The 26,014-nt window shown below is 46.7% G+C and carries 18 protein-coding genes; all 18 read right to left on the bottom strand.

Annotated elements, in window-relative coordinates:
- Window positions 1-10: 10 nt before the first annotated feature.
- On the bottom strand, window positions 11-940 hold the full coding sequence (locus J2X75_RS06280; RefSeq protein WP_310335051.1) for an ABC transporter permease: 930 nt from the start codon (window positions 938-940) through the stop codon (window positions 11-13).
- A 16-nt stretch (window positions 941-956) separates the two neighbouring features.
- A complete protein-coding gene (locus J2X75_RS06275; protein WP_091016560.1) occupies window positions 957-1,874 on the bottom strand; it encodes an ABC transporter permease in 918 nt (305 codons plus the stop codon).
- Window positions 1,875-1,977: 103 nt separating this feature from the next.
- A complete protein-coding gene (locus tag J2X75_RS06270) occupies window positions 1,978-3,543 on the bottom strand; it encodes an ABC transporter substrate-binding protein (RefSeq protein ID WP_310335047.1) in 1,566 nt (521 codons plus the stop codon).
- Entirely contained in the window at window positions 3,540-4,751 is a 1,212-nt protein-coding gene (locus J2X75_RS06265; RefSeq protein ID WP_091016564.1) for a M20 metallopeptidase family protein, read from the bottom strand. Before J2X75_RS06265 ends, J2X75_RS06270 begins: the two co-directional genes overlap by 4 nt.
- Window positions 4,748-5,500, bottom strand: coding sequence for a FadR/GntR family transcriptional regulator (locus J2X75_RS06260; RefSeq protein WP_091016565.1), 753 nt, complete (start codon window positions 5,498-5,500; stop codon window positions 4,748-4,750). The genes J2X75_RS06265 and J2X75_RS06260 overlap by 4 nt, the downstream gene beginning before the upstream one ends.
- Before the next feature lie 177 nt (window positions 5,501-5,677).
- Entirely contained in the window at window positions 5,678-6,391 is a 714-nt protein-coding gene (locus J2X75_RS06255; protein ID WP_310335042.1) for a glycosyltransferase family 2 protein, read from the bottom strand.
- Between the two features lie 151 nt (window positions 6,392-6,542).
- Window positions 6,543-7,640 carry a Gfo/Idh/MocA family protein gene (locus J2X75_RS06250; RefSeq protein ID WP_310335041.1) on the bottom strand — a complete coding sequence of 366 codons (1,098 nt, stop codon included), beginning with the start codon at window positions 7,638-7,640 and terminating at the stop codon, window positions 6,543-6,545.
- 12 nt (window positions 7,641-7,652) lie between these two features.
- Window positions 7,653-8,576 carry a helix-turn-helix domain-containing protein gene (locus tag J2X75_RS06245; protein ID WP_310335039.1) on the bottom strand — a complete coding sequence of 308 codons (924 nt, stop codon included), beginning with the start codon at window positions 8,574-8,576 and terminating at the stop codon, window positions 7,653-7,655.
- 24 nt (window positions 8,577-8,600) lie between these two features.
- Window positions 8,601-9,605: a Gfo/Idh/MocA family protein gene (locus J2X75_RS06240; RefSeq protein ID WP_150367367.1), complete on the bottom strand. Its 1,005-nt coding sequence runs from the start codon at window positions 9,603-9,605 to the stop codon at window positions 8,601-8,603.
- Window positions 9,606-9,871: 266 nt separating this feature from the next.
- Window positions 9,872-10,396 carry a DUF5412 family protein gene (locus tag J2X75_RS06235; RefSeq protein WP_310336676.1) on the bottom strand — a complete coding sequence of 175 codons (525 nt, stop codon included), beginning with the start codon at window positions 10,394-10,396 and terminating at the stop codon, window positions 9,872-9,874.
- 99 nt (window positions 10,397-10,495) lie between these two features.
- Window positions 10,496-11,143, bottom strand: coding sequence for a restriction endonuclease (locus J2X75_RS06230; RefSeq protein ID WP_310335037.1), 648 nt, complete (start codon window positions 11,141-11,143; stop codon window positions 10,496-10,498).
- 209 nt (window positions 11,144-11,352) lie between these two features.
- Entirely contained in the window at window positions 11,353-14,145 is a 2,793-nt protein-coding gene (locus J2X75_RS06225; RefSeq protein ID WP_310335035.1) for an alpha-mannosidase, read from the bottom strand.
- A gap of 18 nt (window positions 14,146-14,163) precedes the next feature.
- Window positions 14,164-14,988 carry a carbohydrate ABC transporter permease gene (locus tag J2X75_RS06220; protein ID WP_076211825.1) on the bottom strand — a complete coding sequence of 275 codons (825 nt, stop codon included), beginning with the start codon at window positions 14,986-14,988 and terminating at the stop codon, window positions 14,164-14,166.
- 22 nt (window positions 14,989-15,010) lie between these two features.
- Window positions 15,011-15,877 (bottom strand): carbohydrate ABC transporter permease, encoded by an 867-nt coding sequence (locus tag J2X75_RS06215; protein WP_101314027.1) that lies wholly within the window; start codon window positions 15,875-15,877, stop codon window positions 15,011-15,013.
- 67 nt (window positions 15,878-15,944) lie between these two features.
- The gene (locus tag J2X75_RS06210; RefSeq protein WP_310335032.1) at window positions 15,945-17,324 is read right to left on the bottom strand and encodes an extracellular solute-binding protein; all 1,380 of its coding nucleotides are present in this window, start codon (window positions 17,322-17,324) and stop codon (window positions 15,945-15,947) included.
- A gap of 78 nt (window positions 17,325-17,402) precedes the next feature.
- Window positions 17,403-18,704, bottom strand: a complete 1,302-nt coding sequence (locus tag J2X75_RS06205; RefSeq protein ID WP_310335031.1) for a glycoside hydrolase family 125 protein — start codon at window positions 18,702-18,704, stop codon at window positions 17,403-17,405.
- A 223-nt stretch (window positions 18,705-18,927) separates the two neighbouring features.
- Window positions 18,928-20,100 carry a GntR family transcriptional regulator gene (locus J2X75_RS06200; protein ID WP_310336673.1) on the bottom strand — a complete coding sequence of 391 codons (1,173 nt, stop codon included), beginning with the start codon at window positions 20,098-20,100 and terminating at the stop codon, window positions 18,928-18,930.
- 256 nt (window positions 20,101-20,356) lie between these two features.
- The gene (locus tag J2X75_RS06195) at window positions 20,357-25,603 is read right to left on the bottom strand and encodes a S8 family serine peptidase (protein WP_310335030.1); all 5,247 of its coding nucleotides are present in this window, start codon (window positions 25,601-25,603) and stop codon (window positions 20,357-20,359) included.
- Window positions 25,604-26,014: the final 411 nt, after the last annotated feature.

Raw genomic sequence — 26,014 nt, 5'->3', positions numbered from 1 at the left:
CCTTCCCTGTTTATTTTTGGGTTGTCTCCGTACGTGGATCAAGCACATCACGCAGCCAATCTCCAAGGAAAATAACACCGAGTACGGTAAATGTAATGGCTAGTCCCGGGAATGTAGCAACCCACCAGCTTGTAGCAACGTATTGTCTGCCATCACTGAGCATCCCTCCCCAGGATACATCGGGTGGTTTGATACCCAGACCCAGGAAACTGAGTGAAGCTTCCATAATAATTGTCGTGCCGACATTCATACCACAGATCACGATAAAAGATGAAAGGATATTCGGCAGAATGTGTTTCAGAATCAATCTTCCATTCTTCGCGCCAATTGATCTGGCCGCATGAACAAAATCCCGCTCTTTGATACTTAGTACTTCACTTCTTACCACACGGGTGAATGGAACCCAGTTCGTCACCCCGATGACAAAGATCAACGTTGTAATACCCGGGCCAACAATCGCCATCACAACAAGCATGAACAGAATGGTTGGAATCGCCATGAATGCATCACCTACACGCATGATGACTGCATCCAGCCATTTCCCGTAGAATCCGGATACCAGCCCCAGAATCGCGCCAATGATTCCTGACACAATCACGGCACCCATCCCCACGATTAATGAAACTCGGGCACCATATACAATTCGACTCCACATGTCTCTACCCAGATTATCGGTACCCAGCCAGTATTCGGCCGTTCCGCCCTCAAGCCACGCTGGTGGTTTAAGTCGGCCCAGCGGATTAACCGCCGCCGGATCATGACTCGTCAATAGAGGTGCACCTATGGCAATTAACACAACCAACAATACAAGCACAGCACCAAACATTCCGGTCTTGCTGATGATCAGTTGTTGCCAGATATAACGAAATCCCGTTGGTGCACGCCCATTGTCTTGTTCCTGTTCCGTACCCGGAATTGGCATTTCATTGCTGCCTGTCATATGATTGCACCTCCTTCTAGTCGTATTTGATGCGTGGATCGAGTAGCCTGTAAGCTACATCCGTCAAGATGTTGATTACCACAACGATAACCGCAATGACAAACACAGCTGCCTGTACAATCGCCATATCATGTGTGTTGACTGCAACGACCAGCAATTGACCCAGTCCAGGCCAAGAGAATACCGTTTCCGTAATCAAGGTTCCCCCGATCAGACTTGTAAACTGCAAACTCATAATTGTCACGACCGGAATCAATCCATTCCGAAATGCATGTTTCACAATGACAACCATTCGGCCAAGCCCCTTGCTGCGGGCTGTTCGAATATAGTCCTGATTCAGAATCTCCAGCATGCTGGAGCGAATCAGCCGGGTCATCTGCGCGGCCAGTCCAACGCCAAGCGTGAATGCCGGCAAGATCAGATGTGACAACCCTCCGCGACCAGATACCGGCAATACGCCCAGCATGACGGAGAACAAGAGGATAAGCATAATCCCCATCCAGAAGTTTGGCATCGCCTTACCAATGACGGATATTCCTGAAATGATGAGATCGGTAAACGTATTGCGTTTCACAGCTGAAATGACTCCAAGTGGCACAGCCATAAGTACGGCAAAAAACATGGCGGCTACAGCCAGTTCAAAGCTGGCAGGCAATCTCTCCAGCACCAGCTCTAACGCAGGCTGATTGTAGCGAAAAGACTGACCAAAGTCTCCCTGTATCGCACTGCCCAGAAACTTCACGTATTGCGTATATAAAGGCTGGTCCAAACCAAGTGCCTGCGTCAAGACAGCACGATCTTCAGCGGTAGCCGTTTCAGGCAACATTAGCGCAACCGGATCACCGGTAACTCGAACCAAAATGAACACAATTAATGAAACAATGAACAGCACCGGAATGATCTGTAGTAATGACTTAAGTACGTATTTGCCCATTCCTTGTTCACCTCCCTTTTAAAAAAGAACGGCAGGAACATGGTTATCCAGTCCCTGCCGTTCACGGCCTTATCTTTTCAATGACCGGTTGTTATGCTCGATGTTACTGTGCAACAGGTGTGATCTCGTCAGCATAGAACATCTCGTCACTGCGCGGCGCGAAGTTCACTTTCGCATTTGTTCCGTAGACACCTTCCATTTGGTACAGATATACGGCTGGGCGTTCTTCAGAGAAGATCTGTTGTACTTGCTGATACTCTTTCTCACGAGACGCAGGGTCCATGTTCACCAATGCCGATTGAAGCAGTTTTTCTACTTCAGGATTGTTGTAATCCGACTCGCCTTTTGCTTCTTCCAACATATAACGATTGTAGTTATTCGAAGCATCGAACAAGGAGTTACCGATACCAATCATGAAGATTTCTTTGAATGATTTGGAGCTGTAACGTTCACTGAAAGCACTTGCTTCCAGGACATCCAGATTGATTTTGAATCCGGCTTGTTCCAGCATGGCTGCAACAACTTCAGCTTGTTCTTTGTACTGTGCAGAAACGGAGATGGTCATCTCGGCTTCACCTTCTGCATAGCCAGCTTCTTGCAGGAGCTGTTTGGCTTTTTCCTGGTCATAGAGTGACGTTTTGTACAATGAAGGATCAGCACCGAAGTTGCCTGGAGTTACAGACGTGCGGGTTACGATACCTGCTCCGCCGGCAATGCTGTCCACGATTCCTTGTTTGTCGATAGCCAGGTCAATCGCTTCACGTACTTTCGGATCAGCCGTGATGCTGCCTTCTGTCTGACGGAAGATCAACTGAAGCACACGTTGGATTGGTGCTTTGACAATCTTTTTATCTGCTTCGCCTTCGATCCGGGCAATGTCGGTGGACGGAATGGAAGACGCCACATCTACACCACCAGCAAGCAATTCGGATACACGTGTGGAGGCTTCAGGAATAACGCGGAATACCACTTCATTCCATTTTGTTTCACCATCGAAGTAGTTCTCGTTTTTCACCAATTCCACACGATCATCTTTGGTCCATTTACTAAACTTGTAAGGACCTGTGCCTACTGGTTGTTTCAGGAAAGCATCGAATCCTTTATCCGCAATATATTTTGCCGGCAGAATACCAGCTCCCATTTTGGACAAACGATTCAGGAGCAACGGATCTGGACCATCCGTGATAATATCTACGGTATAGTCGTCCACCGCTTTAACTTCTATGATATTTTTGAAATAACTGTTTTGTTTGAGTGTCTCATCCTTGGCTACGCGCTCCAGCGTGTATTTTACATCTGCTGAAGTGAAAGGATCGCCGTTGTGGAAGGTTACACCTTCCCGCAGCTTAAATCTCCATGTTGTATCATCAACCTGATCCCATGTTGTCGCAAGTCCCGCCACTTTTTTCTGTTCACTGTCATTTTTGATTAGATAATCAAAAACGTTGACCAGAACTGCCTCACTGGAGGTGTTGTTGTTGTTGTGCGGATCGAAACTCTCAATATCTGTTGCTGCAGCAACGGTCAGTGTTGTACTTGCGCTTCCACCGCCCGTTCCTTCTGTTGCGGAACTATCATTCGTGCTTGTCGATTTTCCTCCGCAGGCGCTGAGTACCATTACGACTGCCAGTAACGTGATCCACAAGCCTGTCCATTGTCTTTTTTTCATTGTGATTGCTCCCCCTCAGAAGTTGTATTCCTTGCCAAAAATTCAAGTGCTACTGCAGACAACATGCCCACACCATAAGGCATCGCTGTCTCATCAAGATCAAACATGGGATGGTGGAGTGGATAGCGAGTACGTTCCTCATCATTCCCAGATCCTAGTCTGAAAAACACACCCGGAATCTGTTCACAATAAAAGGCAAAGTCCTCGCCCCCTGTGGAGGGTTTGATATAAGTCCATCCCTTCTCCGCATTAACCTGATCACAAGTCTCTGTCAGCAGGTCAACCATGCCGAGATCATTCACGACAACAGGGTATCCATCGCCGTAGACAACTTCACATCCTGCTCCAAAAGAATCACAGACACCTTTAACAACCTGCTCGATCAAAGCTGGCATCCGCTCACGAATGGCAGGTGAGAGTGTACGAACCGTACCGATCATCTCCACTTCCGGGGCGATGGCTGTTCCCATATAACCTCCGGTGATTTTGCCAATCGTGACTACTGCCGGTTCAAGTGGATCAACCATCCGACTGACGATATTTTGCAATGCGGTGATGACCTGAGCGGATACCGCGATCGCGTCAATGCCCTCATGCGGACGAGCTGCGTGGCCACCCTTACCAAACACCTTGATGATCAAGGGATCAGCTGACGCAAACGCAACGCCCTGACTTACACCCAAGGTTCCCGTGTTCTGTCCAGGTGTCATGTGTAATCCTGCGATGGCATCAACCTTCGGATTCTCCAGAACACCGTCCTGGATCATGGCTCTTGCACCTGCAAGTCCCTCTTCTGCTGGCTGGAAAATAAATTTGATATTGCCTGATTTCGGTCTTCCAAGACCAGTAAGCAGCTGGGCTGCACCCATCAGGATGGAGGTATGAGCGTCATGTCCACACAGATGCGCTTTGCCTTCCACTTGCGAGCGGTATTCCACCGCTTTCTGATCTTGGATTGGTAGGGCATCCATGTCCGCGCGCAAAGCAAAGGTTGGTCCATCGGTCTCTCCGCGAAGCAGGCCTGTAACCCCGGTCTGTCCGACATTACGTGTAACTTCCAGCCCCAGGCTTTCCAGATGCTCAGCTACGATAGCGGATGTGCGATGCTCCTCGTAACCGATTTCCGGATGGCGATGTAAATCTCTGCGCCAAGCACTTAACTGGGCTTGTAGTGGCTGAGCCAGCTGTATTAGTTCTGAACGATTCATTCGCTGTCATTCCCTTCATTTTTGTCCGATTCAGAAACCAAACGGGCATAGATTGCATCCGCCGAGAATTCGATATGCCTTTTCATCGTCTCCTTAGACTTGATGCTATCATGGGCTTTCAATGCTTCAAGAATCTCCATATGTACACCGTGATTGACGGTACGTATCCGGTCATCATAAGGCATCAAGTCGAGCGCCGGATTAATTTTCGTCCGGATCTGTCTGACGGCTCTCTCGCAGTATGGATTCCCAGACGCTTTGGCGATGGCCAGATGAAATTTCACATCCAGCGCTCTGAACCATTCCCTTGTGCAGTCTGGCTCTATACTTTGTTCCATGTAGCCCTCAAGCAGCTCCAGTTCGCCTGCGGTGATCCGCTCAGCAGCGAGGAAAGCTCCCTCCGGCTCGATGATGGTTCGATATTCAAACACCTTCAGCATCTGTGACCAATCCCGTTTAATTTCTTCTCTGGTCCGTTTATGCGAATTGGCTGTCAGAGGCAATACAAATGTTCCGCCTTTGGCACCCACCCTTTTCTCAATCAAGCCTTTCTCTTCCAGTGAAGAGAGTGCCTCACGAACGGTAATGCGGCTTACGTTAAAAATTTCTGCCAGATCTCGCTCGGCTGGAAGCTGTTCTTCACTCATCAATTCTTTCAAAATAATGGCTTCTTCCAGTTGTTCCCTAATGAATTCACTAACCTTTTTGGTGGATACTTTCTCAAAACGAAATGAAAACGTACTGGACATCTAAACACTCCGATCTGTATATGGTCTAGACCTTATACCATTAATATAATTCCGACTAAACTTATATGCAATACTTTTTTTCAAGTAAATTCATATTTTTTTCTCACCACCTCCAAATTGAAGCATTTTGGCACAAAAAAGACGCATCTGCATTTGGCAGAAGCATCTCTTTCACCTCTATACCTTTTTATTAGCAAAAGGTCTGAAATTCTCTGTAACCGCAAGTTTTTTGCTTCCCTCCAGGTAAAAGCTGTCATCCGCTCTCCAGGTATGACTCTTTTTGTTCTGTCTGCGGTGATAGACATAATTATAAGGAGAGGTCGCGTACGCTTTGAATCCTCTTTTCCTGCATTGTCTCAGGAAGGTCACATCTTCCCCTATTGAACGGTCCGTGAAGCGGACTTTTTTCAAGATCTCTCTTTTGAATAAAATAGTGCCCCCTTGAACAAATTCAACCGGTTTATTTTTTTCAGCAGGAGATCTGACCAACAATGTCTTGGATGCGCCCAAATAGACCAGGCACGAATGTTTACCCACAATATCACTTTTGGTCCGTCTAAGTTCTCTCACCTGTTCAGTCAAATAATATGGCGAATAGTAGTCATCATCATCAAATTTGGCAATCAACGAAAAGCGAGTCCTTGTTATTCCGGCGTTTAAACTTTGTCCTAGCGAAATGCTCTCCGGAACTTGATATACATGAACATTGGCAAGATTTCGAACCCGGTTTTGGTATAATGCCAGATTCATACTGTCATGATTCAGGACAATGATCAATTCTTTGCTTTTATAAAGCTGCCGATTGTAATTTTGCAGGATGTTATCAAAAAATTGCGGCCGATTGGTACATACAACAATGGAAACACCATGACCCGTTTTGTGTTTAGTCAAGACATACCCTCTTTTCAGTTCAGTTTTCTCTCATCATATGTGCTGAAATAGAGTCTGGTATGGACCAATAGCTAGTAACTAAAACACCAAAAAACCCTCCGTCCGCAAATAACGGGACAAAGGGTTCTGTAATCTATTATTTATGCCTTTTCTATACTTCGCTACCGTTATTCAAGTACACAGCCTTGCCTGTGCGAGCAGATTCATAGAGTGCTTCCAGGATCTGAGATACAACCAGTGCTTGTTTAGGTGTGACCACCGGCTCCTGATCGTTCTCAATCGCTTCAATCCACTTTCTCATCTCAACATCCGGTGCGCTCTCGCTCTTACCATCGTAGAATGCTACCCCGCCTGCACTTAGTTCAATCTCGTTCGTGTATAGACGGCTGAATTTCTCGCCATTGATGCGCAGTCCGTTCTTCATATCCGCACCCGCTTCGCTGCCGCTCAAGCTACATTTCGCTTCATCCACATCCAGTGAGTTCAGTGCCCAACTGGATTCCAGCATGATTGTTGCCCCATTCTCCATCACAATCATGCCAAAGGCCGAGTCCTCGACGGAGAATTGTTTCGGGTCCCATGGGCCCCAGGCATTGGCCGCATTTTCACGTTGCGAAAGCTCATGATAGGTCGTACCCAGCACAACTTTTGGTTGATAGTTATCCATCATCCAGAGCGTCAGATCGAGTGCGTGCGTACCAATGTCAATCAATGGACCGCCACCTTGTTTCTCCTCATCCAGGAAAACACCCCAGGTCGGTACCGCTCTACGTCTAATCGCATGTGCTTTGGCAAAATAAATATTACCCAGTTCACCAGCTTCGCACACCTTCTTCAAATACTGACTGTCTTCTCTGAAACGGTTGTTGTATCCGATGGTCAGTTTTTTGCCGGTACGTTCTGCCGCTTCCAGCATGAGCTGTGCTTCAGCAGATGTCTTCGCCATTGGCTTTTCACACATGACATGTTTCCCCGCTTCCAGGGCGGCAATGGAAATCTCGGCATGAGAAATATTCGGCGTAAGTACATGCACAATGTCCAAAGACTCATCCTTAAGCAATTCCTGATAATCCGTGTAGACTTCAGCATCGGTAGAGCCATATTTCTGCTTGGCTTCATCTGCACGTTCCTGAACAATATCGCAGAAAGCCACCAGTTCAACATTATCCAGTTTACTCAAACTCGGCAGATGTTTACCATTTGCGATTCCACCACAGCCAATAATTCCGATACGATATACTTTACTCATATATATTCACCCTCACTTAAGTATTGGTTGTTTCATTTTGCGAAAAGCCGACGGGGTCATCCCCAGACGTTTACGAAATACAGCATGCAAATAGTTGGCGTTATTGAAGCCTGAAGCAAGAGCGATCTGTTCAATGGATACGTTACTTTCCTCCAGATTGCGGCACACGGCGCGCAGACGAATATCCTCCAGTACGCGGCTGAACGGCATCTCCGGCTGTACTTGGTAGAAGATTCGCTGCAATTGTCTGCTGCTAATATGAAGTTTCTCAGCTACATGCTCCAGCGTGACCGCTGTAGGGTGATTCGCTTCCATATACTGCACTGCATACTCATAGCGATATACCGACATATCCCGGACAGGGGCTTCCGGTCGATTCCCCCCGGTGTCGTATGCTCGCACGGTTTTGAGTAATATGCTAATAACCAGTTGCTTGATCGACGTATAATAACCTAACAGTTTCTGATCACATGCCTCGTAGGCTTCCAAAAAACAATGCATCGCCCGATGATAATCATTCACTGGAGTAAGCGGAAGCGTTCTCAGCTTTTCAATCGTTTCCTCCGATTCAGCTGCTTCCCAGGGATCGACATGTTCCCTTGGCTTGTGAACGATATCCACATGTAGACATAGTTCATCCATGTCCTCTTTAGCATCAGCCTCCTGATAATGAACGACACCCGGTCCAGTCAAATACAGCATACCTTCCGAGAGTGCATGTGTCTGATCATCCAGAATAACTTTACCTTTACCTCTCGGGATAAAATGAAACTCAAACTCCGCATGATTATGGAAATCCACAACTCGGCCCGCTGGAAAAGAAGTCAGATGAAATCGCATCACACGAATCTCATAATGTCCCCAAACCATTAGAATATCCAGTCTCTCCAGGAGATCCTGCCGTTCAAGCATTTTCTCATAAGGATACAGGCTCAAGATTGCACACCTCCTTAATAAAACCTAACCCTTTAATTCATTCAGAGTGATTCTGCGCCCTTCTTTGGCAGAGAGATTCGCTGCTTCCATCAAACGGGTCAGCTCCATAGCGATTTGCACGTTTTCAGTTGCATCCGTATCATTTTGTATATGTGCGACCCACTGATTGAATGCGCTTTCCCTTTTGTCTGCCAAAGGAAGTTCAGTCCACTCTTCATACTGTCCCTGTGCTGCTTTTGTACGAATCAACAGCTTATCATCAGGTGTTCCGTACAGAAGGGTACCTTCCGTACCATGAACCTCAATCGTAAATGGAGAATGGCTATTCACAAAACCAGCTTCAACAACGCCAACTGCTCCGGAATCCGTAAACAAGGTTGCAACGGCATTATCTTCAACTTCTTTGCCTGTAATGTATCCGAAGTTTGCATTAACCGCTGTTACTTCCTGACCCAGAAACAGTTTGGCCAGATACATTGGATGGCAGCCCAGATCAATCAGTGCACCGCCCTGACAATCCTTCAGATCATAGAAGTGTTCAGGTAACCAGTTCGAAATCGCTCCATCATGCGATAAACGCGCTCTAACATAAGTCACTTTGCCAAGCAATCCCTGGTTAAGTACATCCTGAATCGTGAGTGTATACCCTGCATTCAGACGTGGTAAGGAGACTGTCATCTTGACTTTGTTTGCCTTTACCTCATGAAGGATTCTGTTGGATTCCGCTTGTGTCGCTGCAATAACTTTCTCCGTGAAGATGTGTTTCCCTGCTTTTGCAGCAGCGGTGATCACTTCTTCATGGATGCGGGTTGGCGCATCTACAATAACGGCATCGATGTCATCCTTGGCCAGCATATCTTCGAGTGAAGCATAGAAGGGTACGTTTAAACGTTCAGCCGCTTCCTGTCCCCGCTTGGCATCTTCATCCCACACCGCTGCGATGACTGTATCTTCATGTTCCTGTGCCTGTTTGATGTAATCCCATGCGTGAACATGCCACAAGCTAATTTTCCCAATTCGAATGGTCAATGTATCTTACCTCCATACTATATAATATTCTGACATTTATCTATAAGTTATCACAGACTTAATCTATTTTTAATAGAAACTCACGACAATAAATGTATAAAATCACGACATGTTCAACTTCTTCTATTCATTCATATAAAACCTCAAAGGATTCCTGATGATGAGCACTTCTCTCCATCTTTTTCTCGAAACGCAAAAAAAGCGAAACTCCGCAAAGGAACTTCGCTTTAGCTATCAGTTAACTTTTAAAGAAAATCTTATAGAGTTTAAGGGCTACGGCGTACAGTTTCATCATTTAATAAATTAACTTTTTGATCATTAATTGAAATTGTATGGTTATCAACCCATTCCAAGTCTACCTGATCCGTCTTTCCCTCATAATAAAATACTCTTTTAAACCAAAGTGGGCCTTTTAATTCCCCCATAACGCCAAACGATCCCATGGCTCCAGCGTCAGTTTTATAGAAACTTATTGTATAGTGCTTATCTGGTGAATGCGTGGTCGTAAGTAATTGTTTGGATCCAGAAAATATCGATGTAAATGACATAGCACCCAAAAGGATGAAGATCAATACTAAGGATAGAACTGTTGAGATCCAACTTCTTACCTTCGTAGACTTGTTCGATGTATCTTTAAAACCAAGTATAGCTAGAGCTAGTCCTAAAATAGAGAGAATTAGAATTACATAGTTGGGAGGACTAATTAGCCATTTATTATTCATATGAGAATATAGTGAGTACATCGAAACAAAGTACAAAATTAGGACTAAAAACAAAGCAATCCAGCTCATTTTTTTCACTAAAATTGAACCCCCTCCTCTCACTTATAGATCACACTGACACTCGTTTGTTAATCATTCATCACGATATCTACTGAATAATATGTATGTTCACTTACTCATCACTTTTTTCACAAACTTTTCTGCCTTGTAATCTTTTCGAACCTCATGTAGCGTATTGCTATTCGCTTCCGACCAGGATTCAAGTATCATCCTCGGTTCCGCTTCAATGAGGTCACGCGCCTCAATCATATCACCGTCTCTAAAAGCCTCAATCACATGAATTAAGTCAGTTCGATCAATCAACTTTACAAAGTTAATACCAGCTAATGTCTCACACGACTCTGTGAAGTGGGATGAAGTAATTACGATTGCTTTCTTAGCCTTGTAATATCTCAAGCAAGAAAACACCTCTTGTACAGCGCTGATGCCGACTGGATACTCTATTGAGTATCGCTTTGCTTGAATGACATTTCTAACACCTTCCCGATCAGTGAAAACTACGTCAGCACCAAAATCGCGACTTCCTAAAGTTTTATAAACCCCTGAATAGCCCAACTCAATTAACAATCTGTACAAGTACATCTCGAAACCAGAGCCATCCTCCATCTTGTCTATATCAGCGATAGTAATGGATTTTAAGTCGTAATTTTCCTCAGTGAATCCCCCTGATCTCTTGTGTTTACTTGTTAAACTCAGCATCCAAAGGCTAAGTACAACAATAACTACTACGAATAATACAAATAAAATATAGATCATGAGATCTACCTCCATTACAACAAACTAGCACAATAATATCACATTTTTCTATCTTGGAAATTAATTATTTTATTGGATAAAAAGAACTTATGCCGAGTAATAAAGCCCCTATAGCATCCTTCAGTAAGACAATATTTGACTAACAAAAACCTCCTGTCCACACTACCGTGAACAGGAGGTTTCTATAGTTATGATGTTCAACTATCAACTCAACGTAACGCATACCCTTGTGTAACAATCTTGTGTCCAGATACCGTCTGGCTGTACCCCTCCAACGTGTCCTTAACCCGTTCCAGCACATCGCTCTCATATACGGAGGCACATTCAAATCCAGGCTGTACGTTCAATTCAAGCGGTTCGGAATTCAGATTATACCAACGAGCAATCAAATCTCCGGTTTCCTCTGCGATCTTCAATGTGGAGAAGGCCAGTGTCGAACCTTGCGAATTCCACGCTAACCATTGCTTCGTTAGAGGTAATTCAACCTTCTGCCCATTAGCTCCGGCATGACCTTCTTGCTCAAATGTATACGCGAGTACCCCTAGCTGTACAGTCGTCCACGGAATCGGATACACGTATGCGGATGCACATGCACCTGACTGTGCCGCATCACCTGCAAACGGAATAATCGCATATTCCACACTCTGAGGTCCCAGACATTGGGCTTCCGGTGTTTCAAACACACCCCAATCTCCTAGTTCCGAAGAGGCGCGCAGCAGCGTAACCGCAATCGTACTACCTTCTTCATGCTGTAAAATCTCGTATTCATTCAGCCCTTTGTTTGCAATCATTAATCCATGATCACCATCGGTCACATGTACAAATGCTTGCTGATGCTGCGCATTACTCGGATTCACCCATTCTTTGGCCGGTGTATTGGAACGTTTGGCAATTTCAAAGATGGAATCTGCATAATGATCCTCTGTCACCAATCCCGATGGAAAGAGTGCCCGCAGTCGATGATCCTTGGCCTGATTGTTAAAGTCAGATTTTACCTTGACCATATTACTGCCTGCTTCCAATGTATACGTTGTCGTAATAACCAACGGAACAGTGTTCGGGGCTCGCTGCGCCTTCCGTTCTGTAAAAGGAACCATTTGTCGCTTCTCCAGCTCGAACAGTTCATCTGCTCCAGCAGGAATATCCCAGCGTAATACACTCTCCATAACTGCCCGATACGGAGACTGCTCCACAATCCGCAGATCAGCCTTCAGATGCTCCGTGGTCAGCGTTGTCTCTCCCTCCGGTTGACGGTAAACATATTCATTGCCGATATCACCGGTATTCTCATATGAATTCAATCCCCTGTATACAGCACCGGAGATCTTATCTTCAATCGTTGCCGTACCATTCTCTTCAACCGTCACGCGCAGATAACCATTCTCCATCATCATTCCCTGCACCTGGATGACTTCGCTCGTATCGGGTACTTCAGCAATCTCTGCTTGTTTCTCTACTGGAATGAGAGCATAAGTCTTATAACCCAGCGAAGGTACATCCGCCGCCTGGAAAGTCACTCTTACTTTACGAGCCATATAAGGCTGGCGGAAGCGATCCTTCGGAAGTTCATAGCCAAAATGCGCACCCAGATCCTTGATTTCTGCCGAATACACGTGTCCATCCGAATCGATCAGCTGATATACGGGCAGTGCATCTTTTTCCACTTTCTGCGCAAGTGCCTGAGGGTTAGGACCCTCCGGGAAAAATGCTTTGTTCACAATCAGATCCATCTCAATGATCCCATTTCGATTCCACCCACTCGTGTTAAACACAGTGAACAGCACCGCTTCCTCACCCCAAGCCTCAGCAGGTTGCACATGAATGGACTCAGCAATCGCCTGCGCGCTCTGGGAAACCAGTTTCTCTGCAAGCTGTCTGCTCTTGGCAAAGCGGGTCACCATCTCACGGTGAACCTCATCCACACTGCATCCGCAGATGCTATCATGTGGGTGGTTCTGCATCAGCATCTTCCATGCATGCGCCAACAGATGGTGCGGATAATCTTTTACCCCGGCTATATGGGCCATGGCAGCGAGTGGTTCGGCTACTTTTTCAAGCAACGTCTGCCCCTGCTGATTCAACTGTTTCAGATAAACCCTGGCAGATGCCGTATTCACCAGTGTCCCCCAACCATCCGTGTGCTGACTGCGAAGCTCGCCCTCAATAGTCGCCAGATGCTCAGGCACATCCTTCGTAACCGCCTCAATGTAATCGTCAAAATTGGAGTGGATAAATTCTACATCAGGATACAACGCAGCCGCCGTACGTAAAGCCTCTGGCAGATCCGTCTGGATCGGCTGATGATCACAACCATTCATGAACAACAGATGTGGAGTCGAGGCAAATTTCTCGGCATCTTCCAGATTTTTATCCCAATATACCCGTGCTTTCTCCGGATCAACCGGAACTTCCATCCCATTACAGTACCAGTTCGCGAACAAAATGCCGAGCACTTCCGAACCATCCGGCGAACGCCAGATCATCTCGGAATAGGGAGATTCGTAACTGTCTGCATCAACCACCGCATTATTGAATCCCGTAGGCTTTACCCCACGCCCAAAGATCGCGTTATGAATATCCGCCTGTTGCAGAATCTGCGGTGCCTGTCCCATATTTCCGAACGAGTCTGGGAAGTACCCCGTCTTGGATATCACCCCCAAAGGTCGAGCATCACGATGACCGATGAGCAGATTACGCAAGTTGGCCTCACTGCTGGTCAGAAACTCATCCTGTAACACATACCATGGACCAAAATGAATGCGTCCTTCACGAATATAACGGTCGAGCCTCTCCTGCTGTTCGGGCCGAACCTGCAAATAATCTTCACGAATAATCGTCTGCCCATCCAGATGGAAATAGCGATATTCCGGGTCCTGATCGAGCGTATCCAGCAGTTTATCCATCAGCTCAATGAGAAGAACATGATGGTGTTCATAAGGCATATACCATTCGCGGTCCCAATGGGTATGCGAGATGAGATGTGCCGTCTTTTTGGTTGTCATGTTGCGTACCTCCTGTCATTAACCTTTGGTTGCCCCGCCCATGCTGAAACCTTTGGACATGTAACGCTGGGAGAAGATGTATAGCACAACCGAAGGCATCGTATAAAGTAGTGAAAATGCAGCTAGTCTGCCGTATTCAACCATACCGTGGCTGCCGAAGAATTGATAAATCGTGACCGATGCCGGAAGTTTCTCCGGTGTCTGGAGCAGGATATATGGCACGAAAAAGTTGCCCCAGCTTCCCGAAAAGGTAAATATCGCTATTGTTGCAATTCCCGGCAGCATCAATGGCGCTACAATTCGTCTCAAGCCATTCCAGACGGACGCTCCGTCAATCCATGCCGATTCTTCCAAATCGATGGGCACCGAATCCATGAAGTTTTTCATCATCCAGATGCCGTAAGGAAGTGAGGATGCGGTCAGGAACAGCATCGTGGCAATGATGCTATTTTGCATTTTGAAGAACAGAAACATTTGAAATACCGGAACCATCACGGCAGTAATCGGAAGTGCTGTCATGAACAGAATAGATAACAAGAAGCTTTTTTTGAATCTCATTTCATAACGGGATAATGGATACGCAGCAAGAACAGATACCAGAACAACCAATATCGCTTGCCCTCCCGACAGAATCAGGCCCACACCGAATGAACGAAGATTGCTCGAATCCCCGAGTACATCCTTGAAATTTTGAATGGTCCAGGTACTGGGCATTTTGATACCCTGTTGCGCGTTCGGGTCAAATGAAGCCAGAATGATCCAGAGCAGCGGCAATAAAAAACAGAGTCCTAGAAAAACTAGAATCCCGTACTGGATTTTGCGTTGAAGCCCATGTTTGACCATAGGGATCGAACCTCCTTCATGGTTACACTTTCACTTTCATGGATCGCATGTAGAACAGGCTGGCGACAATACCGATGAACAGCAGAACCAGAGATATGGCTGTGCCGTATCCAAATTGGTAGTTCACAAAGGCCTGATTGTACATGAAGATCGGCAAGGTTTGTGTCGAAGTACCCGGGCCACCACCGGTCATCGTATAGATCAGCGTGAACACACCCAGTGTCTGTAAGGTGACCAACATCATGTTGGTCACGATGGACCCTTTTACCATTGGAATCGTAATGTGTCTGACAATCTGGAACCCGGTGGCACTGTCAATAATCGCAGCTTCTTCAACTTCCTTCGGGATATCATCCAGTGCCGACTGATAGACCATCATCGAAAAGGCTGTGCCGTGCCAGATATTCGCGATAATGACACTCACCATAGGGAAACTGAACAACCAGGAGACCGGATTCGCTCCAAACCAGCCGAGGATCTGATTCAATGAACCATTGTCACTGAAAAAGGCCACCATACAGAATGCCACAACAATCTCGGGTGTCACCCAACCGGCAATGACGATGATGCCGATGACCCGGCGGAACGTCACGTTTTTCTCCTTCATTAGAAGGGCCAGAATGAACCCAAGCAACACCTGACCAATCACTGCGGAGAAGATGAGAAAGACCAGCGTGCGCCAGACACTAATCCGGAAGTCTGGATCATGGAACATATTAATGAAATTCTGGAATCCGACAAACTCCAAGCTCTTGGCTGCCGCACCGGTCAGAGCCATATTCGTAAAGGCAAAGCAAATCGTCAGAATGATGGGAACAATGAAAAACACAAGTAATAACAGTACGGAAGGCATGAGAAACAGAAATGAGCCTGGTGCTTTCCTTTTCATAAGTCACTCTCCATTCGAACCGGAAAAAGGGGAGATTATGCCTCCCCCTCCGAATATATCGATATCCTTATTTCTCTTCGATGCTGTCCGCGCCAAGGGAACGGGATACGTTGTCTTTCAATTGTGTAATTCCCTCTTCCGGCGTCAGCTTGCCAGAGGCAATACTCTCAACAATGCTTTGCAATTGTGCGGATACCGCTGCATATTGATCGTTCGCTGGACGGAAGTGGGCCACATTCAAGAGTTCCTGTGCTTCTTTGGTATATGGACGATCCGTATACCCTTCAACTTCAGTGGAATCATTACGTGGGCTGAGGCTGCCTTCCGCTACGACACGAGCAGTCGCATTTTCCTTATTCATCAGAAACTCGATAAATTTCCACGCCTCTTCCTTGTTTTTCGCTTGTGCAGGAACAGACCAAGCCCATCCTCCAGACATCGTCGTTGCTCCAGGTGCTTCCCCATTTTGTGTTGGGAATGGTGCAAAGCCTATTTTCTCTTCGACGTTGGCAATTGGAGCAGCACCGTTCTGGGCCCATGTTGAACCTGCCCAGCTGCCATCTACAGCCATCGCCAGTTTGTCTTGCGGGAACTGTTGCTGGAATGCAATACTGCCAGCTTGTCCATTCAAAGCGACCTGCATGGTCGGGCCTGTTTTATCCGTGTTAAACACTTGATCTATGAATTTGAAAGAATCCAGCATGCCCGGGCTGTTAACGACCCATTTCTTGCTCGTGTCGTTATACAGCGTATCCGCCGTACCATAGAGCAGCATTTCCAGTGTTTGCATGGTGACACCTTCACCGTTTGCTTTGCCCACGATCATATTAAGTGGTGTCACACCCGGAAGCTTTTGCTTGATGGTACGTGCTGCTTCGAGTACCTCTGCCCAGCTTGCAGGTTTGAATGGAACTTCCAGGCCCGCCTGTTGAAACAGTTCCTTGTTGTACCAGATTCCGCGTGTATCCGAGGTAGCCGGAACGCCGTACACCTTGCCGTCTTCGCCAGTAACCCCTGCTTTCAGGTTGTCGATGATGTGTTCTTCCCAATCGGACCATCCCTGAACCTGTGTATCCAGTGGCTCCAGATATCCCGCAGCAGCATCGGATTTGATGATGGATGTATCTTCGGCAATGACATCAGGTGCCGTATCCGGAGATTTCATTTGCAAAACCATTTTGGACGTATAATCACCCTCACTTGCCAGTACAGGCGCAATGTTGATTTTGATATCCGGGTTTTCTTTCTCGAATTGATCCACCAAACCTGATTGGAAAAACTTCGTAAGTGTATCTTCAGATCCTGAAGAACGGAACGATACAGTTACTTCCTTCTTACCGTCACTGGTTGTGCCTGTGCTTGAGCTTCCGCCCGAACAGGCTGTAGTAAGAATGAGCAAGGATGTCATAACTGCTGCTACCGGCATTTTCAATGATATTTTTCTCATGATTCGCTCTCCTCTTGTCGGAATTCAACGAACTCCGAACGTTATGATGTACTCGCAGGTTATCTCTTGCTTCCCTATCTATTTCTGTACGCGGAATCCGCAATAATCCATCATCAGTTCACTAAAGAGCATGTTGGACCATGAAAACCATGGACGTGTATATTCATGTGGATTGTTGGCCGAAAAACCTTCATGGGTCAGTCCGGTGCCCGCATCCGTCTGTTGGATAAGCTGAAGCAATCGTAGTTTTTCATTGCGATCCGCTGTAGTCAGCCCCTGCATCGATAAAGCGATATGCCAGATGTACCCTTCTGGTGTATGCGGACTACCGATTCCCGCTGCTGCTGTTCCCTCATAAAAATACGGGTTGTTCGTGGATAAAATGAAACGGCGTGTATTCTGATACACCTCGTCGTTCTCCTCCACATATCCGAGATAAGGTAAAGACAGCAGACTCGGCACATTGGCATCATCCATCAGATTGTGATTGCCTTTCCCATCCGTTTCGTATGCATATATGGTTCCATATTCCGGATGTTCAACGGTGCCATAATCCTGAATTCCTTTGTTGATTTGTTCCTCCAACTGCTTAGTATTCGCTGCCAGCGTTTCATCCTCGAACACAGCTTCAGCAATTTCCTGAAGATATCGAAGCGCCACAACAGCGAACATATTGGATGGAATCAGATAACCATATTCACAGCGATCATCGCTAGGACGGAATCCCGACCAGGTCATGCCGGTATAGACTGTTTCAGTACCTCGTCCTTCACGACTGAGTGTATCGGTTTCGGGAGCATCCAGACGTTGGAACGTGTAGGGTGATTTCGTTTCATGATGCTGTTCCACTTGCCATAACTGCATGATGATCTGGGCTGCTTTACGGAACGTATTATTGAATTGAGTTGTTCTTCCCGTGTTCTTCCACAAGAGATAACTGAGCTGAATCGGATAAGCCAGTGAGTCGATCTCATACTTCCGTTCCCAGATCCAATCATTCATCTGCGTCAGGTCTTCCTGATGTCCTTTTCCACTCTCCGTCTCATTAAAAGCGTTTGCATAAGGGTCCAGGAGAATATAATTCAGTTGACGTTCAACCAGCCCAGCGATCATGTCGGCGATATCTTCATCCTCTGAAGCGAGAACCAGATAAGGTCTGACCTGAGCGGCAGAATCTCGTAACCACATGGCAGGGATATCTCCCGTAATCACAAAAGTGGTTCCATCTTCTTTGCGCTGAATTGTGGTCGCCATCGTATTGGTAAAACAATTTTTGAACATTTGATTAAGTTCCGGATGGTCCGGCATACGTTTGTTAACCTGATCAATCATGTCGTATATCGAGGGGGAAATTTCTTGATCATCTCTGGGTGTCAGCATGTTGTCCTCCTTATGTAATCCAATTTGTTAACCGCTTTCATCATCCTAAAACGAATATAATGTTATGTCAATATATTTATTTGTATATTAGCATGTTATTTTAATTTAAGGACACTAAATAGTATACCATTTAAAGCAATTCTCCCCATTTTATCCGCATAAAAAAGAGACCTCGTTTACACGAAGTCCCTGATTGAACACAATGAATATTAAGTTGCTAAAATTAACCCTTTTGTTTCACCATACTCGTTGACTTACCCTTCACCAAACGGGCAGGCAAAATAACCCTGTTCACTGCCATTTCGTTGTTCTGCATACTCTGAAGCACCATCTCGAACGCCTGTTTTCCCATCTCAAACTGGCTTTGTCTCATATGTGTTACACGGCTTCCTTCGGCAGCGTTTGGACTGTCAAAGCAAATGATGGACATATCTTCCGGTATCCTCAGACCAAGCCGATCCGCTGCCTGTTCTGCAAGTAAAGCAATATGATACTCCGCAGCAAAGAGTGCAGTAATCTGGGGGTATTTCTGTAAATGTTCCACCAGTGTCTCCACATCACGGACCTCGACTTGAGGATCGAACACACTTGGCAGTGTCGAAAGAAACGATTCTAACCACAGTTCCCTGTTCACCAGCACCCCTTGATCGTGATGAGCCTCAATGATTCCTTCAATTCGTTCTTCAATCGGTGTAGTGTTCGCCGGAGGCTGCGTCAGAAAAGCGATATGTCGGTGACCGAGATCGAATAGATAATTCATCCCTTCTCGCGCCGCGCCTACATTATCCGTACTGACAGATGAAGCCGGAATGCCTTTCAGGTACCGGTCGATCAGGACAAATGGGAATTTGTTAACGACCAGTTTAAGAATCTCATCGCTGAAGTATTCACCCTGTGCCGGGAAAATAATCAATCCGTCCACACCCAGTTCCAGCAGTTCCTGAATGCTCTGTTCCTCCTGCTCCGGAATCCCGAAGGAGCGTCTAAGTACGAGAAAACAATCATGCTCTCGCGAAGCTTCTTCCATACCATATAACAGTTCTGTACCATACATGTCGCTGAAGTTAGTAATGACCAGACCAATGAGCAGCTTCTTCTCTGAATCTTTAATCGCAGCACGCGGAGCAGGCCTGTTAGATATTTCTTGTAACACATCTGCTGTGTCGGCTACAAAAGAACCCCGTCCCGGCTGACGAACAATTAATTGTTCACTCGCCAGCATCTCAAGTGCCTTTTTCGTCGTAATCCGGCTCACTCCGAATTCATCACATAATTCCTTCTCCGAAGGAACACGCTCACCCACTTGATATTGATGAAGCTGTATCCGTTCGCGCAAGGATTCAAAGATCTGTTCATACATCGGCTTGGATGCCGAGTCTTTCCCCAATACAAACACCTCCATAAATACCCATACTTCTCATGTTCTACATCCTAATATATCATGTTATATCATTAATGTGAAGAAAGAGACGACTCACCTGCTGCCATGTGAGAGCAAAAGAAAAAGCATCCCGATGGATGCTTCATTAATCTTAGGCGTCAGATGTGAATCGAGATACAACAAAAAGCCGACAAGCCCTGATACCTCGGCTTATCGGCTTCTTGCTTAAATGGTCAAAACGTAGTTTTCATCCATGTCACACTTTGCATAATTAAGGTTGCAGACCCTCAGCGGACGGTGGACCCACTTCCGTTTCAGTCTCTTCAGGGCTGGAATCTGGTTCTGGAACTGATTGTTCTTGTGCTGCGCTGACGAACAATCGTCCAGCTGCTTCCGCCTCTACTTTGTTGCCTGCTGCATCCTGAGCGCGAATCACAATGACTCCACCATCCAGAACAAGGGATGAAGGTGTTGTGTACGTCCCCGTGTAACGACCAGGTTCAGTCTCTACCAATGGAATCTCTCCTGCCCCTTGGGCATTCAGATTCAAAGGTAATTGAATACTGAAAGAGGCTTGCAGACCAGGTTTACTGTCAAATGAAACGGTAACACTCTCCCCTGATGTGATTCGAACATCCTCAGCCGGAGTAATATTCGTAAGTTCTGGCAACGCCGTTTCCACATAGACGGTGCGGGTTACGGTCGTTTTGTTACCAGCGATATCGGTTGCTGTGATGGTAATTGTGTTCTCGCCTTCATTGACCAATACACGGTGACTGAAACTTCTGTCTTTACCCACTTGTACGGTTTGTCCGTTAACGGCTACTTTATCGAGGAATTGTTCCACGACATTACCCGTTACGTGAACAACTTCTGCATTGATGCGATCCCCTTGAGCTGGCGTGAGAATCGTCAACTGCGGTTTGGTCTGATCCAGAATAATGACAACCGGGAGTGAACGGTCGGTTGTTTTTCCGTCCACCACTGCCTCAGCAGTAATCGCATTAATGCCAGAACGGAGCTTCACCCCGTATGAGAACTTCCCATTTGCCACCGTTGTGGTGCCAGCCAGATCCTTGCCGTTGTAGATCTTGATCTGAGCTCCAGATGCCGGAGACGTTCCCGACACAGTGAAGGTAGATTGATTCGTATACGTGTTTGCAGGTACTGTGAGCACAGGTGCATTTACCGGATATCTAACGACTGCACGAATCATGTAGTTGCCTTCTTCTATCGGTGAAGTACTCCATGCTCCGCTTACACGCTGCCAGCTTCGACCAGCATTCGTACCATTCTCATCGGTAGCGAGTCCCGGAGCGCTTGTTCCGGCTACGCTCTGTACATACACGATATAGAAATCACCCGTTACAATGACCGGTTCCGGGAATTCGACAGTTGTCCACTGATCATTGCGAAGTGCAGTGCCATCAAATGGTCCAGCCAGCTGTCGTCCCGGAGCTCCACCCGCACCCGATGCATCATATACGGCATATTGGAACGTTGTACCTCCAGGCACAGGCCACTCTGTGTTCCAAAATCGGAACGATGCACCTGTCAGTTGAGCGGTCTCCAGCTCTGGTGTCATTCGAACTGCCCAGGCGTTATCCGCAGCGTTAAAAGCTCGTGCGTTCTCTGCTGTTCCATCATCATAAGCAATTTCCCCTGGAAAACCGATGAACGGTTTCAAGGCAACATTCGCCTCTGCCGTACCATTACCAGGTACAGTTACAGTAACGGTTTTACTGTAGTAATCAGCAGCACGGATGGACAGAGTATAACTTCCTTCCAGTACCTGAATAACGAAGCTTCCATCTGAACCTGTGTGGACTTCGCCTACATTGGCATCTTCCACCACGAGAACGGAAGCATCAGCCAGAGGTTGTCCTGTCCGCTCATCCGTTACCACACCTTCAATCTGCCCATGCGGGATTGCCTCCAGATTAAAGTTGGCTTTGGCTCCACTGCCATCGGTGATCGTTACCTGCTGAGTTCGAGGATAATATCCATATGCTTCAGCTTTTAACGTGTAATCACCTGCTACGTGTGTGAAGTTATACTTGCCTGTAGCTGGATCTGTCTTCACCGAACGTCCGGTTTCCAGTACGGTAACCGTTGCACTAGCAGGCAGGCTTTGTGGATTAACCGAACCTGTTTCCGGTTTTTCAACTTCCGGTTGTTGCTGTTTCGTTTTGTTAAATTCCGCTTTGTCAGTCCGCGAAATTTTGTACCATGGATTATCATAGGACGGTTTAGGTTTGTCATTGTTAAGCACAACCGCACTGTCCTCCGTTACCGTCTCAGCAGCAACTCCCAGTACACGGAAATCATCAATGAACCAGCCTGTCTTCACAACACTGTTATCTGAGGTCAGGCGGAACCGGAATTGAACTTCATTACCGGTAAGTGCATCCAGATCATAAAATACGGGTGTCCATTGTTTACCGTTTGTGCTATGTGAGAATTTGCCCAGTTCTGACCATGTGGTTCCACCATCCTTGGTGACTTCCACATATCCGTAGTCGTATCCACTCTCAATCTCGTACCAATGATTAAACGTGAGTGTTCCTTCGGACACATCCGTCAAATCAATGACCGGAGATACGAGTGAATAGTTGGAGCCACTCTCATACGTATTGTCGAGATCAGTCGCCCAGACATTCGGCGGAGAAACCGCGCTGGCAGGTCCCGTTACCGGAATGCCGCGTTCCCACTCATCCTTGGTTCCTGAATGAGTCCAGCCATTATCATCACTGCCATCGAAATGATCGATGTAGATATCCTGAGGCACCTCTACTGTAATGGAGACCTCATTCGATTTATCGCTTTCATTGCCACTATAATCAAGTGCGGCAACGGTATAGTAATACGTCGAATCTGTCACCGTAGCCGTATCTGTAAACGTTGTTCCGGTTGCAGTTCCAATGGATTCATAACCTGCACCTGCGGTTGTGGAGCGATATACGATATAGGATTCAAGATCCTCATCGTTCGGACCAGTCCAGCTCAAGGCTACATTACCAAGAATATCGGCCGTCGCAGACAATCCGGCAGGTGCGCCCGGAGCAATCTCATCCAGCTCTTCTACAGCGAAATCATCAATGTACCAGCCAGCCTTTTGCAATGAATTATCACTCGTCAGATTGAACTTGATGAACACCTGCTGTCCCGCGTATTCGCGAAGATCCACATATTGTGTCTTCCAATTGCCACCTGTACCCGTGAAGGTTAACAGCTCTTCGAACACATAATCGCTATCCTCGGAAGCGATGTATACCTTGCCGAAGTCGATGTTATTCTCCAGGTCATACCAGTGCTTGAAGGATAACAATGCCCCTTCGGGACTCTCGGTAAGATCAATTGGCGGCGCAAGCAGATATGCATTGCTATTCGCCACATAAGTTCCTTGCAGATTGGTTGCAATCACCTTGTCACCGGAGTATGCACTTCCAGGACCACTGCTTGGTGCTCCCCATACCCAGGTACTTCCGGTTCCGCCAGTCGTGAAGCCCAGCTGATCTTCTTCAAAATCCTGAAGGTATCCTGGCTGCACACCATTGGACACAGCCACTTTATATACCTGACTTTCGAATCCGTTGTTGCCGTAATCATTTACGCGGATATAATACTCCACACCTTGCGGTTCAATAAGAAAAGCAGGGATTGTCGCTGTATACGTCCCATCTTTGTTATCTCCAGCAATTCGATCCATCGGCAGATAAACGTACTGGTTGGTACCTGTCGTTTTGGCAAAAGCCTCGACGGAGACTACCGCGACGTTATCTGTCACATGAGCGGTTAATGGTATATCAATGCCTGTAAAGGCTGAATTGACAGGGGTATGTGCCAGTACTGGCTCTTCCAGATCATCTCCGGCTGTAACCACTCTGCCGGATACTGTGCCGATTCCTTCGAGTACAGAACCCACAGCATCAAGGGCATTAATAATGCCGTGACCGTAGCCGTTATTAGGAGAGGTCGGATACTGACTATCTGTTCTCGGCGTGGCTGTATCTGTAATGATCTGCTCCAGCTGATCCACTGTAAGGGAATGATTGGCCTGAAGCAGCAGTGCAGCAAGGGCAGTTGTATGCGGACCTGCCATGGATGTTCCGTTCCAGCCTCCCTCATATACACCGCCCGGAACTGATGAACGGATATTCACACCAGGGGCAGATACTTCCGGTTTGATCTCATCATAAGGGGATGGGCCCAGTAGGGAGAACGAAGCCAGATTTCCGTTGATATCCGTTGCTCCTGTAGCAAAACTTTCAGGATAGTTAGCCGGGTTAGCAACAGAACCAGGTCCGCCCGGGTTACCCAGTCTCACATTTCCTGCTGAGAATTCCGGAAAAATCTGAGCATCACGCCAGGCTTGCACCATAGGACGGAACCATTCATCCAGTCCGGCACCTCCGCCCCACGAGTTGTTTACCACATCCGGTGCAAGTTCAGGATGCAGATTGCCTTCCGCATCCACTGGAGCGATCAACCACTGTCCGCCATCCAGAATAATGGCATCCGTTGTTTCCGGATTGAATATCCGTACACCAATCCATTTCGCACCGGGAGCAACCCCGATCTGGTTGGTGCCATCCGCTTCAGAGCCAACCATCGTACCCATCGTGTGAGTACCATGTCCGTCTTCGTCCGCAGGGAGGGAAGCATTACTGTGCGGATCATACCAGCTTAATTCGGGATCAACGATATTGCCCGAAGCATCCAGTCCCCGCCATTTGCTGCGAAGCGCCGGGTGGGTATAATCCACACCACTGTCCAGATTAGCAACAACAATCCCTGTTCCATCGATGCCCCGATCCCACACGGCTGGCGCATTGATGTAATCCAGGTTCCATTCCACGTTTTCAGTCGCAAGCTTGTCCTTGGCAGCAGGCTCCTTGTCTTTAACTCCGACTGAAGAGTCTTTAGCTGGCGTTTGTACAGCATCTTTGCCTGGTGCCGCATTCGCCGGTTCTTTACTCACTTCGGCTTTCTGTAAGTATCGTGTCTCATTCGGTAGAATCTTCTCCACCTCAGGCAGCAGCGCAATCTGTTCCATGACTTCTTTGGTACTCGTTACTGCCAGTGAATTGACAATAAAATAGCTTTTATATTCTTTGACCTTACCCAGGTCAACTTCCTTTTCCAGATAAGTTTCCAATGGATATTGTGTACGTGAGGCCGTTTCTCGCAGAGAGCTGACGACCGAATTACGAACGGACAGCTTTGTGGCTGAAGCCGTTTGTTTGGCTATGGTCGCCTTTTCAAGGGCCTGTTTGGAGACTGCTGCTGTATCCACCTGTTCCTTCATTTTCACCAGATAGGTAACATATTCACTGCCCTCAAATTCTTTGTTCAACTTGGCGTTTACTTTGGACTCCGTAACTTTGGCAAGTCCAGATTTCATATCCAATTTGGATGATGTGGAGTTTTCGGCTGAAACCGGATGAATGATCGAAAATGCAAGGAGAAGCGAGAGCCCTATAGAGATGGGCTTGCGTAACCGATTAATCTTTATCAAACTTTTCCACTCCTTTTACCCGGTTTTTTAATTTAGTCTGGTACATATGCCCTTCTCAGCAGAATAAAACGGTAAATAACCTTTATTGCGGACGAGATAGATACCCTGGATTTCACATAAAGCCTCACCTCCTTTACAGGTCTGGTTAGGGATCAATATGAGTCAGAAGAGATAACAGATTAGTCTATGTTTTTTTACTTGGAAGTTTAGGAGATTGAATGAATCGGATTAAACCATGTGAGTGAATAGTTTGGGTGTTTGAATAATGCAATGAGAGTGAATGTCTGTAAGCATTCATGTGGAAGGGTAATCTGGAGCGTTAGCAGAACGCTTGCTAAGGAGTGGTGGATATGACTTTCGATCGTGATTCGAGTGAGTAGTTAAACATTTTAATTACATATAATAGTCGAT

The sequence above is a fragment of the Paenibacillus sp. 2003 genome, assembly GCF_031455635.1.
Taxonomy (GTDB): domain Bacteria; phylum Bacillota; class Bacilli; order Paenibacillales; family Paenibacillaceae; genus Paenibacillus; species Paenibacillus amylolyticus_B.
Note: the sequence above shows the minus strand (reverse complement) of the source record. Positions and strands in the feature narration are given on the sequence as shown.

What these genes read in the sequence shown, in the direction of transcription:
- J2X75_RS06280 (WP_310335051.1), bottom strand. Translation starts at nt 940, where the DNA reads ATGACAGGCAGCAATGAAATGCCAATTCCGGGTACGGAACAGGAACAA.
- J2X75_RS06275 (WP_091016560.1), bottom strand. Translation starts at nt 1,874, where the DNA reads ATGGGCAAATACGTACTTAAGTCATTACTACAGATCATTCCGGTGCTG.
- J2X75_RS06270 (WP_310335047.1), bottom strand. Translation starts at nt 3,543, where the DNA reads ATGAAAAAAAGACAATGGACAGGCTTGTGGATCACGTTACTGGCAGTC.
- J2X75_RS06265 (WP_091016564.1), bottom strand. Translation starts at nt 4,751, where the DNA reads ATGAATCGTTCAGAACTAATACAGCTGGCTCAGCCACTACAAGCCCAG.
- J2X75_RS06260 (WP_091016565.1), bottom strand. Translation starts at nt 5,500, where the DNA reads ATGTCCAGTACGTTTTCATTTCGTTTTGAGAAAGTATCCACCAAAAAG.
- J2X75_RS06250 (WP_310335041.1), bottom strand. Translation starts at nt 7,640, where the DNA reads ATGAGTAAAGTATATCGTATCGGAATTATTGGCTGTGGTGGAATCGCA.
- J2X75_RS06235 (WP_310336676.1), bottom strand. Translation starts at nt 10,396, where the DNA reads ATGAGCTGGATTGCTTTGTTTTTAGTCCTAATTTTGTACTTTGTTTCG.
- J2X75_RS06230 (WP_310335037.1), bottom strand. Translation starts at nt 11,143, where the DNA reads ATGATCTATATTTTATTTGTATTATTCGTAGTAGTTATTGTTGTACTT.
- J2X75_RS06225 (WP_310335035.1), bottom strand. Translation starts at nt 14,145, where the DNA reads ATGACAACCAAAAAGACGGCACATCTCATCTCGCATACCCATTGGGAC.
- J2X75_RS06220 (WP_076211825.1), bottom strand. Translation starts at nt 14,988, where the DNA reads ATGGTCAAACATGGGCTTCAACGCAAAATCCAGTACGGGATTCTAGTT.
- J2X75_RS06215 (WP_101314027.1), bottom strand. Translation starts at nt 15,877, where the DNA reads ATGAAAAGGAAAGCACCAGGCTCATTTCTGTTTCTCATGCCTTCCGTA.
- J2X75_RS06210 (WP_310335032.1), bottom strand. Translation starts at nt 17,324, where the DNA reads ATGAGAAAAATATCATTGAAAATGCCGGTAGCAGCAGTTATGACATCC.
- J2X75_RS06205 (WP_310335031.1), bottom strand. Translation starts at nt 18,704, where the DNA reads ATGCTGACACCCAGAGATGATCAAGAAATTTCCCCCTCGATATACGAC.